This is a genomic window from Streptomyces bambusae (assembly GCF_020532645.1).
GTDB lineage: Bacteria > Actinomycetota > Actinomycetes > Streptomycetales > Streptomycetaceae > Streptomyces > Streptomyces bambusae.
In genome coordinates, this window is sequence record NZ_JAJAUZ010000034.1 from 1 (window position 1) to 15,450 (window position 15,450).

Here is a 15,450-nt window from a genome sequence, read left to right on the forward strand (position 1 = left end):
CCGGGCTCGGCCCGGACCCGCTCCTCACACGCCGGAGGGGCTGGATCTGCCCCGCGGGGTCTCAAGCGCAGGCGGGGCTGGATGTGCCCCGCAGGGTCGGGAAGGTGCACGCCGGGGGTCAGGCCGACGCGGTCGGGGGCGGGGTCAGGACGACGAAGTCCGCTTGCCAGGGGTCGACGCAGACGGCCAGGCGGCCGACGCCTTCGGCGTCTTCCGGGGGCATCTGGAGCGCGCCGCCGGCAGACGTGACGGCCTCGGCCGCCGCGTCGCAGTCGAGGACGCGGAAGACCGGGTGCCAGTACGGCTGACCCTTCGTCAGGGTCAGCTGCTCCGGGGGCAGTTGCATCAGACCGCCCTGCATCCGCTCCTCCGGAAGCCCGGCCGGGGTGATGAGGGAGTACGTACCGCCGTCACCCGGCAGTTCCATCTCGCCGTACTGCCACCCGAAGAGCCCGCCGTAGAACTCCTTCGCGCCCGCCGCATCGGTCGTGTACAGCTCGGTCCACGCCAGCGACCCCGGCTCGTCCACCAGTTCCACGCCCGTGTCCCGGCCCGGCTGCCACACCGCGAACTGCCCGCCCTGCGGATCGGTGTACTGGGCCATCCGCCCCCACTCGTCGAGGTCCCGCGGCGGCACCCGCACCGTGCCGCCGGCCGCCTCGACCGCCCGGGTCGTCGCGTCCGCGTCGGTGACGGAGTAGTAGAGCATCCAGGCCGAGCGCGCGCCCTCCTCCGTCAGCCTGCCGAGTCCGGCGACGAGCTTGCCGTCCTTGCGGAACATCCCGCCTTCCATCTCCTCCGACGCGCCCATCGACTCGTACTCCCAGCCGAGCACGGCTCCGTAGAAGGCCGCGGCGGCCGGCACGTCGGGCGAGCCCAGGTCGAGCCAGCAGGGTGCGCCGGGGGCGAAGTCGGTGGTGATCATGACCGTTCCCTTCAGTGGTGCCTCGTCCCAGCCTGGCACCGGTCACGGCCCCGCGCCGTGCGACCCGAGGAGGGGCGGGTCCCCGGGCCGCAGCCGCTGCGATCATGGCGCCATGACCACGACCCCCGACCCTGAACTCCTCGTCGGCCATCTGCGGTCCCTGGACGGGGACGAGGCGGTGGCGGCCGTCAGGTGCCTCAGCGGCCCGGTACGGCTCGGCGCACGCTTCCACCGCATCCTCGGCACCGGCACCGGCGCGGCGCTCGCCACCCTCCGCGGAACGGGCGTCCACCTGCTCCGGACGGGCGACCCCAGCGCCGGCCGGCAGACGGTCCTGGGGACCGATCCGCGCCGGAGCTGAGGCCCCCCGAGGCCCGGCGGGTCAGGCAGTCGTACCCGCAGGTACGTTCAGCCCGTGGGCCGTGACCACCTGCGCCGTGCCGTCGGCGAGCCGGTAGGCCAGGCCGACCACGGCCGCCTCGCCGGCGGCCACCCGGTCGGCGAGCAGGCGGGAGCGGTCCAGGAGCAGGTCGACGGTGTGCCGGATGTGCTCGGCGATGAACTCGCTGTCCTCGGTGTGCCCGGCGGCCCGCGCGGCCAGCACGCTCGGCGTCACCCGCTCGATCACGTCGCGGACGAAGCCGCCTGCGGTGGCCCCTCCATCCACGGCCTCGCGGGTCGCCGCGACCGCGCCGCAGGCGTCGTGCCCGAGGACGACGACCAGCGGGCACTCCAGCACGCTCACGCCGTACTCGATGCTGCCGAGCACCTCCGTGCCGACGACGTGGCCGGCCGTCCGGACCACGAACAGGTCGCCGAGCCCGCGGTCGAAGATGATCTCGGCGGCGAGCCGGGAGTCGGAACACCCGAACAGCACGGCGAACGGCGTCTGCGCCGGTGCGATCTCGGCACGCCGGGCCGCGTCCTGGTTGGGGTGCTCGGGCGCGCCGGCAACGAAGCGTTCGTTTCCGGCCAGCAGGGTCGCCAGGGTCTCCTGCACGGTCATACGATCATCTGTCATGGTCGCAGACTATGCGGATTCGGCCGTCCTGACCGTGTGAGCTGGATCCCTCCCGGGTCCGCCGGCCGACTGCGGGCGCCCGGGCCTTGCCTGCTGCGGCCCGGCGGCCCACAATCGCCTCCCCGGGCCGGTCGGGCGCACCGCTCGGCGGCTCGGCACACAGGGGGTGCTCATGGACACGGTGGCGGACGGCCTGTTCGTCATGTTCGGGGTCGTCACCCTCATGCTCGGAGCGATCAGGGCCTACCTGTGGTGGCCGGAGCTCCGCGAGGCCCGGCGGGCCGGGCCGCCCGCGCACGAACCGGCGCCGTTGACCCTGCACGAGGTGGCCTTCCTGCAGGGCCGGCACACCCGCGTGGCCGAGACCGGCATGGCCGCGCTGTGGCTGTCGGGGCGGCTGACCGTGACGGGCCGGCACGGGGTGCTGATCGGTCCGGGACCCCGGCCGCGCGACCCCGCCCAGGCGGCCGTGGTGGCGGCGCGCGGCGGCCCGCGCGGCCGTGACGCCCGGCAGGTGCGGGACGCGGCGGCCGCCGCCGAGGGCCTGCGCTGGGTCGGCTCCCGGCTGTACGCCGACGGCCTCCTGCGCACGACGGGCCTGGCGCAGGAACCGTTCCGCAAGCTGGTCCGCGTGCACCTGGTCTGCCAGGTCCTGGCGGGCCTGGCAGGCGCCGCCTGGATCGCCGAGGCCGTGGCCGTGCGCACCGTCCCGCTGGTCGCCGCCCTGGTCGTGGCCGCCGTCCTCGCCTTCGGCGTCGTCGTGGCCCGCCTGACCCCGCTCCCGCAGGCTGCCTCCCTCCTCACCCCCCGGGCCCGGCAGCTGCTCGCCGGACTCGATCCGGACGGCGCGTGGGTCCGCCGTGCGCCGGGCGGCCGGACCCTGTCGGCGGAAGAGGCCCGCACGCTGGCCGCGGTCGCCCGCCAGGGCCTCGGCGCCCTCCCCCACTCCTCCGGCCTCGCCCACGCCGTCCACGGCACCCGCGGCCGCACCCCCTGACCACCCCGCCACATGCCCGGTTCCCCGCCGGGTGTCAGGACGGTCCGGGCGATCCGTCCGGCCTCGTCCGACGCCGCCGCCACCAGCAGGGCGGCCGGGCTGTCGTCGCAGCGGGCCACGCCGGCGGGCCGGCCGCGGGCCCCGGTGAGTGCCGGACGGGCGAGCCGCAGGCCCCGGGGCGTCTCGGCGAGGGAGCGGTACGAGGGGCTGACGCCCACCCGGGCGGTGCAGGACCGCTCCAGGACGCGCAGCACCGCCGCGTCCGCCGCCGGGCGGCGGCGGCCGACCACGCCGACGTGCAGGTCGGGCAGCAGCCGCCAGGCCGACCTCAGGTGTTCGGCCTGGGGCCGGGCCTCGATGCCGGGCAGCGCCTCCCGGCCGGGGCCGGCCACCTCGGCGGCGACCACCAGGTAGGGGCCGCCGGTCGGCAGGCCGAGCACGTCGGCGGCTTCCCACAGGGTCGTCCGGTCGGTGAGCAGGCCGGTGAACAGGGCCTCGACCATCGCCGACCGTTCCCGCTCGCGCTGCAGCAGCAGCTCGGACGCCTCTTCGCGGTAGGCGGCGCTCGCGGACGCGGCGAGTCCTCCGTTGACCCACCAGGCGGCCAGGGACACGACGGTCTCGGTCGTGAGGGCGGGGACGGACGACGCCTCGGCGACGAGTGCGGCCCACAGCACCTCGGAACCGACCTGGTAGGCGGCCGGCAGTCCGGCCAACGGCGTGCCCAGGCGGGCCCGTTCGCGTCCGGTCTCCTGAGCCGGTACCGGGTCTCCGGTGCCGCCGTCGGCCAGCTGTCGCAGCACCTGCTCGCAGTTGAGCCGGCACGACGCGGTCAACTCCGCGAAGGGGACGTGCTCGTCGCTGCCGTAGTACGGCACCTCCGCCCGGATGCGTCGCGCCATCCGCCCGCCCAGCTCCGCGCTCCGGTCCGGCATGGCGGCCGCCACGGGCGCGAACTCTGCGGGAGGAACGGGCGTCACACGGCTCATGTCCCGCAGGCCGGCGGCGAGTCGGTGGATGCGGTGTGTGCCGCGGGACAACGGAAAGGGCCGGGGCGCCCTGGACTGCGCGCCGGCACCGGCTTCCGGCGCGCCGGACGGCCGCCCGGTCGTACGTCAGCGCCGCGCGGCCCGTACGCTCCGTTCGCCCCGCTCCCATGCGACGACCTCGGGGTGGTGGAGGTCGAACGCCGGTGACTCGGAGCGGATGCGCGGGAGTTCGCGGAAGTTGTGGCGCGGCGGCGGACAGGAGGTGGCCCATTCCAGGGAACGGCCGTATCCCCAGGGGTCGTCGACCCGGACGCGCGGGGCGGACGCAGCGGTCGTCCAGACGTTGTAGAGGAACGGGAGGGTGGAGATGCCGAGGAGGAACGCGCCGACGGAGGAGACCGTGTTGAGGGCGGTGAAGCCGTCGGCGTCGAGGTAGTCGGCGTACCGGCGGGGCATGCCCTCGGCGCCCAGCCAGTGCTGGACGAGGAAGGTGGTGTGGAAACCGGTGAACAGCGTCCAGAAGTGGACCTTGCCGAGGCGTTCGTCGAGCAGCTTGCCGGTCATCTTCGGCCACCAGAAGTAGAAGCCGGCGAAGGTGGCGAAGGCGACCGTGCCGAAGACGACGTAGTGGAAGTGGGCGACGACGAAATAGCTGTCGGTCACGTGGAAGTCCATCGGCGGCGAGGCCAGCACGACGCCGGTGAGCCCCCCGAAGAGGAACGTGACGAGGAAGCCGATCGACCACAGCATGGGGGTCTCGAAGGAGCAGGAGCCGTTCCACATCGTGCCGATCCAGTTGAAGAACTTCACTCCGGTCGGCACCGCGATGAGGAAGGTCAGGAACGAGAAGAACGGCAGCAGGACCGCCCCGGTCGCGAACATGTGGTGCGCCCACACGGTCATCGACAGGCCCGCGATCGCGAGGGTGGCCCCGACCAGGCCGACGTAGCCGAAGATCGGCTTGCGGGAGAAGACCGGGATGATCTCGGTGATGATGCCGAAGAACGGCAGCGCGATGATGTAGACCTCGGGATGGCCGAAGAACCAGAACAGGTGCTGCCACAGCAGCGGGCCGCCGTTGGCCGCGTCGAAGACGTGCGAGCCGAACTTCCGGTCGGACTCGAGCACCAGCAACGCCGCCGCCAGCACCGGGAACGCGAAGAGCACGAGCACGGACGTCAGCAGCACGTTCCAGGTGAAGACCGGCAGCCGGAACATCGTCATGCCCGGTCCGCGCATGCAGACGATGGTGGTGACGAAGTTGACCGAGCCGAGGATCGTGCCGAAGCCGGACAGCGCCAGCCCCATGATCCACAGGTCGCCGCCCACGTACGGGGCGCGTTCCGCGCCGCTCAAGGGGGTGTACGCGGTCCAGCCGAAGTCGGCGCCGCCCTGCGGGGTCAGCAGCGAGGCGACCACGAGCAGCCCGCCGAACAGGAACAGCCAGAACGCCAGCATGTTGAGCCGCGGGAAGGCGACGTCCGGCGCGCCGATCTGGAGCGGCATGATCGCGTTGGCGAAGCCGGCGAAGGTCGGCGTCGCGAAGAACAGCAGCATGATCGTGCCGTGCAGGGTGAAGGCCTGGTTGTACTGCTCGTTCGACAGCAGCTGGATGCCCGGCCGCGCCAGTTCCACCCGGACGAGCAGGGCCAGGATCCCGCCGAGGAGGAAGAACGCGAACGACGCGATCAGGTACAGGTGCCCGATCTTCTTGTGGTCGGTGGTGGTGAGCCAGTCGACGAGCACCTGCCCGCGGCCGGACCGCCGTTCGGGCACGGGCGCGACCGGCTCGGTGACAGCCGAAGCAGACAAGGGGACCCCACTCTCCGCGACCGGACTGGATCCGGTTCCCGGCAGGCGTGCCGGGATCCAGGACATCCGTATATCCGAAGCGGTCGAGCGGGCACGTGCACGGAAGCCGCGGCGTCCGCACCGCACAACCCGATCGGCCCAAGCACGGGCGGTGTCAGGCCGTCGTGCCGGACACCGCCCGCCGGGGTGCCGTCAGGCCGCGCCGCTGCCGGGGCGCTCCCCGTCGATGAACTCGTTCGCCTTCTCCTGGGCCATGTCGACCTTGTCCGCGTACTTGCCGCCGGTCTTCTCGTCGATCATGTCGCCGCCCTTCTCGACGGCGTCCTTCGCCTTGTCCGCGTTCTGCCCGAGCATGCCCTTGAGCTTGTCCACGAGACTCATGTCCGCGTTCCCACTTCCGTTCGGCCACCCCGAGTCACCCACCACGCTCCCAGAGGCGGCCGCACTCCGCCATCCGTGACCGCTTCGTGCCTCCTGGGCGGACGCGGACGGGAGCCCGCCCGCGCTGCCGGACGTCGTACCGGATCGCGCCGCCGCTGCCGGGGGTGGCGGACCGGGACCCGTCCGGTCCCGTCCCTCACGGACGGCACGGTGACCGGGTCCGGCCGGCTCCCCGCCCCGTACCGGATCGGCACCCCCGAGCGGCTCCGCGCGGCGGGCGGCCTCCTGGTCCGGGTCAACGGGCAGGACCGGTACGGGCTCGTGGGCTACGACACGGCCTGGGGCGGCGGCGGGTGGGCGGGGGCGGTTCCGGCCGGGCGGTCAGCCGTCGGCGAGTGCCGGAGTCAGCGTCCGCCAGGGATTGGGGGGTTCGCCGGTGACCGGGCCGGAGATCGCGGCGCCGCGGGCGGCGGCCGTGCGGACGGCCAGGGGGACGAGGGCTTCGGGGACGCCGTAGACCAGGTGGCAGAACCGTTCCGGCGGGTGGCGGGCGGTCCACGGCGGGCGGCTGAAGGCCGTCGTGTACGTGGACCAGGGGCCCTCGAAGGTGACGACCAGGTCGGCCAGCCGGAGGTGTCCGGGGGCCGGGTGGACGCCCGGGTTGAGGACGACGGTGGCGGCGCCCTGCCGGCGCAGGGCGCGCACCAGGCGCCGGCAGTCGCGGACGTCGCCGGGGCCCGGCGCGATCCGGTCGAGGAAGCAGCCGTGCACGCCGTACCACTGCTGGTGGCGGCGCAGTTCGTCGACGGCCTCGGCCCGGTCGCGGGTGCCGTACGCGGTGTCGATGTAGCCCAGCAGCCGGGCGCCGGCCGTCCGCAGGGCCGCGGCGGCGGCCGTGAAGGCCGGGTCGGGCCGCATGCCCGGACCGTCCGCGGGGTTGATGACCACCGCGTGGGTGCGGGCTGCGGCCCCGATCAGCCGGTGCCAGGCTCCCGGGTCCTCGGCCGGGTGGACGTACAGCGGGACCAGCAGGCTCACGGCGCGACGCGGGCGGCCGCCTCCTGCCAGAGTCCTGCCGCCATGTCGCCTATTTCCAGGGCGGGTTGCCAGCCGAGGGCCCGGCGGGCCGCGGCGTTGTCGGAGCACTGCCACGAGACGGCCGCGGAGCGGGCCGAACCGTCGCCGCCCTCGTCGATCCGGCCGCGGAACCCGGCCCGTTCGGTGAGGGCGGTCACCAGGTCGCGGACCGGCACGGCCCGGCCGGAGCCGACGTTGAGCACCGGCGGCAGCGGCTCGGGGGCCGTGACCGCCAGGGCCACGGCGCGGGCGACGTCGCGGGCGTCCACGAAGTCGCGGTAGGCCGACAGGTCGCCCAGCCGCAGCACGGCCGCCGGGTCCGTACCGGCCGCCCGCAGCAGGGCGGCGACCCGGCCGGGCAGCCCGGTGGCCGGGGCGCCGGCGCCGACGGGGTTGCCGACCCGCAGGACCACGGCGTCCAGGCCGGAGGCCGCGATGGCGAGGGTGCCCACCAGCTTGGTCGCGCCGTACGGGGTGGTGGGGCAGGCGTCGGCGGTCTCGGCCACCCGGGTCCCGGGGGCGCCGGGCCCGTACTCGGCGGCCGAGCCGAGGTGGACCAGGCGGGCGGCGGGGGCGGCCTCGCGGAGTGCGGCGCACAGGGCGGCGGGGCCGCGGGCGTTGACCTCGGCGAGACCCACCGGGTCGCCGCCGGTGCGGCCGGCGCAGTTGACGACGGCGTCGGGAGCGGCCGCGGCCAGGGTCTTGGCCAGCCGTGCGACGCTGTCGGCGCCGAGGTCCGCGGGGTAGCCGGACCGAGCCGACCGGCCGCCGTCGAGCAGCCGTACGCCGTCCAGCGCGCCGAGCCGGTCGGCCACGTGGCGGCCCAGGTAGCCGGTGGCTCCCAGCAGGAGGATGCGCATCGGGTGCTCAGGCTCCCTTGAGGAGGTGGGACTTGCGGCTGGTGAACTCGGCGTTGGCCCGGTCGTAGTCGTCGGGGCGTCCGATGTCCAGCCAGTAGCCGTCGAAGTCGTAGGCGTGCGGCGGGTTTCCGGCGCGCAGCAGGTCGAGGACCAGTTCGTCGAAGCCGAGGGGGAGGCCGGGGGTGTAGCCGTCGAGGGTGGCGCGGCTGAGGCCGTAGACGCCCATGGAGACGCGGTAGTCCATGCTGGGTTTCTCGGTGAAGGCGACGACGCGGCTGTCGTCGGTGGTGAGCACGCCGAAGTCGATGTGCACCTTGCGGGAGTAGGTGGCGACGGTCAGCGGGGCGCCGGACGCGGTGTGGCGGCGCAGGACGTCGGCGTAGTCGAGGTCGGTGAGGACGTCGCCGTTCATGACCAGGAGGTCGTCGGGGAGCCGGTCGCGCAGGCCGAGGAGCGGGCCCATGGTGCCGAGCGGGCTGTCCTCGGTGGCGTAGTCGATGCTCATGCCCCACTGGGAGCCGTCGCCGACGTAGGCGCGGATGATCTCGCCGAGGTGGCCGATGGCGATGGTGCAGCGGGTGAATCCGGCCGCGGACAGCTGGCGCAGCACGATCTCCAGGATCGCGTGCTGGTCTCCGATGGGCACCAGCGGCTTGGGGAGCGCGGTCGTGTAGGGCCGCAGTCGGACGCCCTTGCCGCCCGCCAGGATCACTGCGTACACGGGGGTTCCTTCCTTCGTGGTGGGTTCGAGTGGCGTGGGGGGATGCCGGGGGGAGCGGTGGGGGACCGGTCGGCGCCGGGGTCAGATGTTGTAGATGCCGGTCTTGTAGCGGGCCAGGTTGGCCGGGTTGCGGAAGAAGTCGACGGTGCGGGCGAGGCCTTCTTCGAGGGTGTGGGCGGGGGTCCAGCCGGTCGCGGCGTGGATCCGGGTGGTGTCGGCGACCAGGCGCATGACTTCGGAGGCGGCGGGGCGGATCCGTGCGTCGTCCTCGCGGACGTCGATGGGGGTGTCCATCACCTTCCCGATCAGGGTGACCAGGTCGCCGACCGAAATCTCACTGCCGGTACCGGAGTTGAAGGTGCGGCCCACGACGGCTCCGGCGGGTGCGGTGCCGACGGCGAGGAAGGCGGCGGCGGTGTCCGCAGCGAAGGTGAAGTCGCGGGTGGGCCGCAAGTCGCCCAGGGTGATGGTGCGTTCGCCGGCGGCAACCTGGCCGATGACGGTCGGGATGACGGCGCGCATCGACTGGCGGGGGCCGTACGTGTTGAAGGGGCGCAGGGTGACGACGGGGGTGCCGAAGCTGGCGTGGTAGCTGTCGGCGAGCCGGTCGCCGCCGGCTTTGGAAGCGGCGTACGGGGACTGGGTGTTGATGGGGTGGTCCTCGCTGATGGGGACGGTCTGCGCGGTGCCGTACGTCTCGCTGGTGGAGGTGTGCACGAGGCGGGGCGTGCCGAGGGCGCGGACGGCTTCGAGGACGTTGAGGGTGCCGGTGACGTTGGTGTCCACGTAGCTGTGCGGTGCCTGGTAGGAGTACGGGATCGCGATGAGGGCGGCGAGGTGGTAGGCGCAGTCGGCACCGTCGAGGAGGGTGCGGACGGAGCCGGGGTCGCGGACGTCGCCGAGGACGATGTCGACCTGGTCGAGGACGTCGGGGGCGAGGGTTTCCAGCCAGCCGTAGGAGGAGAAGGAGTTGTACTGGACCATGGCGCGGACCCGGTGGCCGGTGGCGACGAGGGCTTCGGTGAGGTGCGAGCCGATGAAGCCCTCGGCGCCGGTGACGGCTGCGAGCGGGGTGGCGGTCAACGGAGTGTGTTCCCTTCGGTGGGCGGTGCGGGTGCGGACGTGAGCGGTTCAGGCGTGCAGGGCGGGCCGGCCGAGGAGCCGCAGGGCGCAGCCGGCCAGGCAGAGTGCGGCGGCGGCGTGGAACACCGGCAGCCAGTGCGGCCCGGGTGGCAGGCCGAGGAGGTCGACGGCGGCCGCCGCGGCCGCGGTGGTGAGGCAGATGAGGGCCGGCGGCCAGGCCGCGCCGAAGGCCTGGAGCAGCAGGGCGGTCCACAGGATGGCGGCGAGCAGCGGCAGGGCCGTCCAGGAGGCGGATCCGGTGAGCCGGGCCGCGGGGACGAGGGGTGCCGTGTAGGCGAGGAGGCACAGGCCGAGGACGCCGGCGGAGCGCAGCAGGAAGCCGGCGGGGGTGGCGCTGCGGCCGAGTGCGGCGAGTGCCAGGCCGCGGAAGCGGTAGAGCAGCCATTCGGCGGGGCCCATGCTGAGGGTGAGCACGATGACGGCGTACGGTTCGTGCCGGCCCTCGACGAAGACGAGCACCGCCGCGGCCAGCCCGAACAGCCCGTACGGCAGCGAGTCGAGCAGGGCGGGCCGGCCGCCCTGGCCCGGCGTACCGGACGCGTCGGCGAGTCCGGCGTGCAGGGCGTGTCCGGCGGTGGCGGCGACGGCGGCCAGGGCGAGGCCGCAGGCGGCGGTGCGCAGCAGGGGGCCGGGTTCCCACCAGGGCAGGACGGCGGCTCCGGCACACAGCGGGCCGAGGGCGGCGAGCAGGGTCCGTTCGCGGCCGAGGACGAGCAGGACGCCGGCGGCGGCGAGGTAGAGGGACTGGGCGGCGGCCGCCCAGGTGACCGGGCCGGCGCCGGCGGGTACCGCGGCCGCGCCGGTGGCCAGGGCCGCGCCGAGCGGGGCGCCGTACAGAAGGGTGCGGGCGGCTTCGCGGCGGCCGGCGGCCATCCGCAGGTAGGCGCGGTGGCCGAGGGCCTGGCCCCAGGCCCAGGAGACGATGCCGCCGACGACCAGGGGGGCGGCGTCGCGGCCGGGGTTCCACAGCGGGGCGGTGAGGAGGTAGGCGAGGGCGGGCAGCGCGAACAGCACGCCGCGCAGCAGGCAGCGGACGGTGTCGGGGCGCCACGGGTCGGGGGTGGCGGGCGGTTCGGGGAAGGTGCGCGGCACCTGGGCGTAGAGGGCGGCGGCCAGGGAGAAGATGTCGGGGTGCCCGTAGCGGCTGCGGATGGTGTCGGCGGACAGGCCGTCGGCTTCCAGCAGGGCGGCGACCTCGTACGGGTGGACGGCGGGGCCGACGCGGTCGGCGAGTTCGGCGGCGAGGCGGCTGACGGCGGCCCGGTCGGGGCCGTGTCCGGGCAGCCGCAGGGTGAGGGTGGCGGCGTCGGCGAGGTGGCGGCGCGGGGTGCGGGCGGGCGGTACGGCCAGCCGGAGCGACAGGGTGTCGGGCCCGCTGCCGCGGGGTTCGAGGTCCATCGGGCCGCTCATCCGGCGAGGCTCCCGGTGACGGAGACGGTGGGGCCGACGGGGGTGGGGCCGACGGGGGTGGGGCCGACGGGAGCGGGCCCCGCCGGTACGAGCTCCTTGGCTCCCGTGAACGGCTTTACATCTGAGGCGAGTTCGAGGTAGATCGCACGGAAGGTGTCGATCGTCTGCCGGAGGGTGAACTGTTCGATCACGCGCAGCCGGGCGGCCTCGCCCATCGCGGCGCGTCTCGGGGCGTCGCCGAGGAGTTCCAGGGCGGCCGCGGCCATGGCCGACGGGTCCCGCGGCGGGACCACCAGACCGGCTTCGCCGACGGCTTCGCGTACGCCGCCGACGTCGGTGGACACGGTGGCGCGGCCGCAGGACATGGCCTCGATGAGGGTGAAGGGGAAGCCTTCGCTGATGCTGGAGAGCATCACGACGTTCCCCGCCGCGTAGGCGTCCTTGATGTCGTCGACGCGGCCTTCGAAGGTGACGGCGTCGGCGTGCCCGAGTTCTGCGGCGAGCGCCTCGCACCGCTCGCGGTAGGCCTCGCCGCCGCGCGGGGTGCCGCCGAAGAGCCGTAACCGGGCGTCCGGCAGCTGTCTTCTGACCAGGTCGAAGGCGCGGATGAGGGTTTCCAGGTCCTTGATGGGGTCGACGCGGCCGGCCCAGCTGAGGGTGGGCGCGGCGGGTTCCGGGCCGGCCGGCGGGAAGGCGGCGGGGTCGACGCCGTTGTAGACGGTGCGGATGGCGTCGGGGTCGGCGCCGCCCTGTTCTTCCCAGAGCCGGTTGTAGCGGTTGCCGGGGGTGATCAGCGCGGCCCGCCGGTAGCTCTCCTCGGCGAGCAGCCGGAAGAACCCGAGGACGACGGCCCTGACGGGCCAGCGGTACGGGGCAGTGCGGTAGCCGAGGTAGCGTTCGCGCAGGTAGACGCCGTGTTCGGTGAGCAGGAGCGGGACGTCGTGCCGGTGCAGTCCGGCGAGTCCGGGCAGGACGGCGACGCCGCCGCTGACGGCGTGGGCGACGCCGTGCCGGGGCGGTTCGGCGGCGAGGGGCCGCAGCGCGTGTTCGAGCAGGGAGGTCGCGGTGAGCGCGTCGCGCAGGGTCGGGCGGGATTCCCGTACGGCGAGCCCGGGGCGGTTCCAGGCAGCGGCCAGGATGGCGATGGCCCGGTCGCCGCGGAGGAACGCGCTGAGCGTGCCGTCGGCGGCCGCGTGCGCCATGGCGTAGAGGGCGGGCGGGAAGCCGGCCTCGGCGGTGGGGTCGACCAGGGCGGTCAGGAACCGCTCGTAGGCTGCGGACAGCCGGCGCAGCGCGCGGCCGCGCGGGGCGCGGCCCTCCGGCGGTGTCCCCCACATGGGGACCGACATGACGTTCCCGACGTGCGGTGGCAGGTCCCAGGCCAGGGCTTCGCGACCGGTCCCGGTGACGGCGATGACGTCGAAGTCGAGGTCGGGCATGCCCTGGACCAGCTGGTCGCACCAGACGCTGACTCCGCCGTGGCTGTGGGGGTACGTGCCTTCGGTGAGCAGGGTGACGCGCGCCGCGCCAGGGCGGCGCGCGCGGTGCTGAACGTGCATGGGTGTGCTCCGCGGCGGTGGGAGGTGTGGGTGGTCCTGCGTGGTCCGGGCGCCCCGGCCGCGCGCGGCGGCGGTGGGGCACCCGGACGTGCGGTCAGCGCGGACCGGCGGCGGTGCGGGTGTCGCGTACGGCCGCGGGGACCCGGGTGCGGGGCGCGGGGGCGGGCACCCGGGCGGGGTGCGCCGCGGTGTTCGCCGCGGCCGGTGCGGTGGTGTTCGCCGGGAGCGTGTAGGTGAGCGGGGCGCCGGTGGAGGTGGTCCAGCCGGAGGTGCGGCCCGCGTAGGAGGTGCCGAAGGCGGCGTCGTCGAGCCGGGTGCCGTCGGGCAGGGTGGCGGGGACGGCGAGGCCGGCGGGGGCCTGGACGGTGACGGTGTCACCGGTGCGGTGGGCGGTGACCTGGCCGGCGGCGAGGGCCGCGGTCCAGGCGGCGCGGCGGCCGAGTTCAGTGCCGATGTCCTTCATCCGCAGGTTGACCAGGGGGGTGTTGGCGGCGAAGAGGGCGTCGTAGCCGTCGAGGACGCCGTCGAGGACCGGGTAGGCGATGCGTTCCTCGGCCAGGTTCGACTGGTGGATGAAGTGCGGTTTCGGGTCGCCGGTGAGGACGTGGCCGAGGGCGGTGCGGATCTCCTGGGGCACGATGTGGGTGGCGTACCCGGTCGCGGTGTCCAGGGGTGCGGGCAGGCAGGTGGTGGTGTCCGGGTGGTCCTCGCAGATGCCGCTGCCGCCTTGGGCGCGGCTGGTGTAGATCCAGTTGTATTCGTCGGTCTGTTCGACGGCCCGGGCGGCGTTGAAGAACACGTTCACGGGGTGCCGGGCGACGGTGGCGGCGGGGCCGACGAGGCGCTGTTCGGGGGCGCGGGAGTTGTCGGCGGCGAGCCACTTGATGCCGTTGTCGGCGAGGGCGAGGGCGAGGTTGGGGTTGTCCTGGGGCTGCTGCGGCAGGATGGCCATGCCGGAGTGCTCGCCGGTGACCAACTCGTCGTTGTGGAGCGGGAGTCCGGAGGTCTGGCCCCAGACGCGGTTGAGGGCGATCTCGTCGCTGATGGCGTTGCGGCTGACCCAGCGGGTGGCGCCGCCGGGGGTGGTGGCGCATTTCCAGGGGACGACGCTGACGTCCTGCTCGCAGCCCAGGTAGGCGTGCGTGTAGGTGTGGTTGACCCAGCGGAACTCGCTGCGGCGGGCGAGCAGCCGGTCGGCGAGCGCGTCGGTGCCGTTGTTGTCCTCGCGCTGGTCGAGGCTGCCGGCGCCGTTGTAGACCATGTCGAGGGTGAAGCCCTTGCGCTGCTGCCAGTCGGCGGCGTGGTCGGCGTCGGCGGCGGACATGCGGATGGGGTCGGGGGTGCCGGCGCCGCCCGCGCAGTCGACGTCGCCAGGGGTGCAGTTGAGGACGGTGTCCCAGCGGTCGTCGGCGGCGAAGACGTCGTCGACGTGGACGGCGAAGTGGTTGCGGGAGGCGCCGAGCCGGACGCCGCCGGTCATCCAGTCGACGATGCCGCGGGCGAGCAGCCGGAACTGCTGCTGGTACTGGTTGTAGACGAAGGTGACGACGAGTTCGCGGCGGCCGTCGTGGCGGTATTCGCCGACGAGCGAGCCGCGTCTGGAGCTGCCGGGGATCGGGGCGTCGACGTACGTGGTGAAGTCGGCGCCGGGGGCGGGCTGGGCGAGGTAGGCGTAGCTCTCCGCCACGGAGGGCGAGACGTCGTCGAAGGGCACGGTGCCGTCGAGGTAGCCGAAGGGGCCGTTGCGGCCGGCGGTGGTGGTCGCGGCGCGGACGCCGTCGAGGCTGCCGGCGTAGCCGCCGGGGACGAAGTACTGCAGGCCGACCTGGGGCCGGGCGTACGTGTACGCGTCGACCTGCGGGATCCCGTAGGTCTGCTCGTAGCCGATCAGGGCGCTCATCTCGGCGGAGCCGGCTCCGAACGGGTTGTCGTTGGGCAGGACGACGGCCTGGTACCTGGCGCGGGGCGTGGTGTCCGGACCGGAGCCGGTGCCGGTCAGGAAGGCGGAGTCGACGGTGGGGCGGTCGGTGCGGTTGAGGTCGATCTTCGTGTACGGGGTTCCGGCCGCGGCGAGTTCCGCCGCGATGGCCTCGGTGGCCGGGCCGCCGTCGGTGACGACGAGCACCTTCAGGTCGATGCGGGGCGTGGTGGTCTCGGCGTGGGCAGCGCCGGTCGGCAGGCCCAAGGCGGCAATGAGCGCGCCCACCGTCAGGGCGGTGGTGCGTACGGTCCGCTTCATGCGGTGAAGTCCCCTCCCAGGCAGGGGTGAGTGCGGCTCACATGGAGCGGACGCACCCCCTTGCGCGACGCCGGCGCCCCCTCAGAAGCCAGTCGTCGACGCATCCGTCGCGTCACATGGTGATGGCTGTGTGTAGCTTCTGTGGTGATGCCGGGAAAACCGGCGGAAAACCGCAGGCGCCCAACTAGTTGTCACTTCAAGCGAGTTGGTGCCGATTTCCCGGGTTTCGCCGGTGCCCCGGACCGCGCACCGGGGGGCGTGTGCGCTGGTCCGGGGCGGGTGCCGGACACCGGCGGACCCGGGGGTCCACCGGCGC

General features: G+C 74.2%; 13 protein-coding genes and 1 pseudogene. 2 read left to right on the forward strand and 12 right to left on the reverse strand.

Features of this window, described 5'->3' with window-relative positions; translation table 11 throughout:
• Positions 1-118: 118 nt before the first annotated feature.
• Positions 119-925 carry a VOC family protein gene (locus LG634_RS22740; protein WP_226735776.1) on the reverse strand — a complete coding sequence of 269 codons (807 nt, stop codon included), beginning with the start codon at positions 923-925 and terminating at the stop codon, positions 119-121.
• Positions 926-1,037: 112 nt separating this feature from the next.
• Between LG634_RS22740 and LG634_RS22745 the strand changes: the two genes are divergently transcribed.
• Positions 1,038-1,286, forward strand: coding sequence for a hypothetical protein (locus LG634_RS22745; protein WP_226735777.1), 249 nt, complete (start codon positions 1,038-1,040; stop codon positions 1,284-1,286).
• A gap of 21 nt (positions 1,287-1,307) precedes the next feature.
• On the opposite strand, the gene LG634_RS22750 is transcribed toward LG634_RS22745, so the two are convergent.
• Entirely contained in the window at positions 1,308-1,946 is a 639-nt protein-coding gene (locus LG634_RS22750; RefSeq protein ID WP_226735778.1) for a carbonic anhydrase, read from the reverse strand.
• A 172-nt stretch (positions 1,947-2,118) separates the two neighbouring features.
• On the opposite strand from LG634_RS22750, the gene LG634_RS22755 reads away from it, so the two are divergent.
• Positions 2,119-2,943: a TIGR04222 domain-containing membrane protein gene (locus tag LG634_RS22755; protein WP_226735779.1), complete on the forward strand. Its 825-nt coding sequence runs from the start codon at positions 2,119-2,121 to the stop codon at positions 2,941-2,943.
• A 158-nt stretch (positions 2,944-3,101) separates the two neighbouring features.
• Here the strand turns inward: LG634_RS22755 and LG634_RS38290 are convergent.
• The 10 genes and pseudogenes from LG634_RS38290 to LG634_RS22805 form a co-directional block, all read right to left on the reverse strand.
• A pseudogene (locus LG634_RS38290) lies at positions 3,102-3,932 on the reverse strand (RsbRD N-terminal domain-containing protein); the annotation flags it as partial.
• Positions 3,933-4,058: 126 nt separating this feature from the next.
• Positions 4,059-5,708 carry an aa3-type cytochrome oxidase subunit I gene (gene ctaD / locus LG634_RS22765; protein WP_443729021.1) on the reverse strand — a complete coding sequence of 550 codons (1,650 nt, stop codon included), beginning with the start codon at positions 5,706-5,708 and terminating at the stop codon, positions 4,059-4,061.
• 228 nt (positions 5,709-5,936) lie between these two features.
• On the reverse strand, positions 5,937-6,125 hold the full coding sequence (locus tag LG634_RS22770) for an antitoxin (protein ID WP_226735780.1): 189 nt from the start codon (positions 6,123-6,125) through the stop codon (positions 5,937-5,939).
• A gap of 381 nt (positions 6,126-6,506) precedes the next feature.
• Positions 6,507-7,163: a spherulation-specific family 4 protein gene (locus LG634_RS22775; protein WP_226735781.1), complete on the reverse strand. Its 657-nt coding sequence runs from the start codon at positions 7,161-7,163 to the stop codon at positions 6,507-6,509.
• Positions 7,160-8,062, reverse strand: coding sequence for an NAD-dependent epimerase/dehydratase family protein (locus LG634_RS22780; protein WP_226735782.1), 903 nt, complete (start codon positions 8,060-8,062; stop codon positions 7,160-7,162). The genes LG634_RS22775 and LG634_RS22780 overlap by 4 nt, the downstream gene beginning before the upstream one ends.
• Positions 8,063-8,069: 7 nt before the next feature.
• Positions 8,070-8,783: a nucleotidyltransferase family protein gene (locus LG634_RS22785; protein ID WP_226735783.1), complete on the reverse strand. Its 714-nt coding sequence runs from the start codon at positions 8,781-8,783 to the stop codon at positions 8,070-8,072.
• 81 nt (positions 8,784-8,864) lie between these two features.
• Positions 8,865-9,866: a GDP-mannose 4,6-dehydratase gene (locus LG634_RS22790; RefSeq protein ID WP_226735784.1), complete on the reverse strand. Its 1,002-nt coding sequence runs from the start codon at positions 9,864-9,866 to the stop codon at positions 8,865-8,867.
• Positions 9,867-9,914: 48 nt separating this feature from the next.
• Positions 9,915-11,336, reverse strand: a complete 1,422-nt coding sequence (locus tag LG634_RS22795) for a hypothetical protein (RefSeq protein ID WP_226735785.1) — start codon at positions 11,334-11,336, stop codon at positions 9,915-9,917.
• Positions 11,333-12,895 carry a GT4 family glycosyltransferase PelF gene (gene pelF, locus LG634_RS22800; RefSeq protein ID WP_226735786.1) on the reverse strand — a complete coding sequence of 521 codons (1,563 nt, stop codon included), beginning with the start codon at positions 12,893-12,895 and terminating at the stop codon, positions 11,333-11,335. The genes LG634_RS22795 and pelF overlap by 4 nt, the downstream gene beginning before the upstream one ends.
• A gap of 94 nt (positions 12,896-12,989) precedes the next feature.
• A complete protein-coding gene (locus LG634_RS22805; protein WP_226735787.1) occupies positions 12,990-15,134 on the reverse strand; it encodes a hypothetical protein in 2,145 nt (714 codons plus the stop codon).
• Positions 15,135-15,450 lie beyond the last annotated feature (316 nt).

Excerpts from the sequence above, each read along its gene's own strand:
- LG634_RS22740 (WP_226735776.1), bottom strand. The coding sequence starts at position 925 with ATGATCACCACCGACTTCGCCCCCGGCGCACCCTGCTGGCTCGACCTG.
- LG634_RS22745 (WP_226735777.1), top strand. The coding sequence starts at position 1,038 with ATGACCACGACCCCCGACCCTGAACTCCTCGTCGGCCATCTGCGGTCC.
- LG634_RS22750 (WP_226735778.1), bottom strand. The coding sequence starts at position 1,946 with ATGACAGATGATCGTATGACCGTGCAGGAGACCCTGGCGACCCTGCTG.
- LG634_RS22755 (WP_226735779.1), top strand. The coding sequence starts at position 2,119 with ATGGACACGGTGGCGGACGGCCTGTTCGTCATGTTCGGGGTCGTCACC.
- LG634_RS22770 (WP_226735780.1), bottom strand. The coding sequence starts at position 6,125 with ATGAGTCTCGTGGACAAGCTCAAGGGCATGCTCGGGCAGAACGCGGAC.
- LG634_RS22780 (WP_226735782.1), bottom strand. The coding sequence starts at position 8,062 with ATGCGCATCCTCCTGCTGGGAGCCACCGGCTACCTGGGCCGCCACGTG.
- LG634_RS22795 (WP_226735785.1), bottom strand. The coding sequence starts at position 11,336 with ATGAGCGGCCCGATGGACCTCGAACCCCGCGGCAGCGGGCCCGACACC.
- pelF (WP_226735786.1), bottom strand. The coding sequence starts at position 12,895 with ATGCACGTTCAGCACCGCGCGCGCCGCCCTGGCGCGGCGCGCGTCACC.
- LG634_RS22805 (WP_226735787.1), bottom strand. The coding sequence starts at position 15,134 with ATGAAGCGGACCGTACGCACCACCGCCCTGACGGTGGGCGCGCTCATT.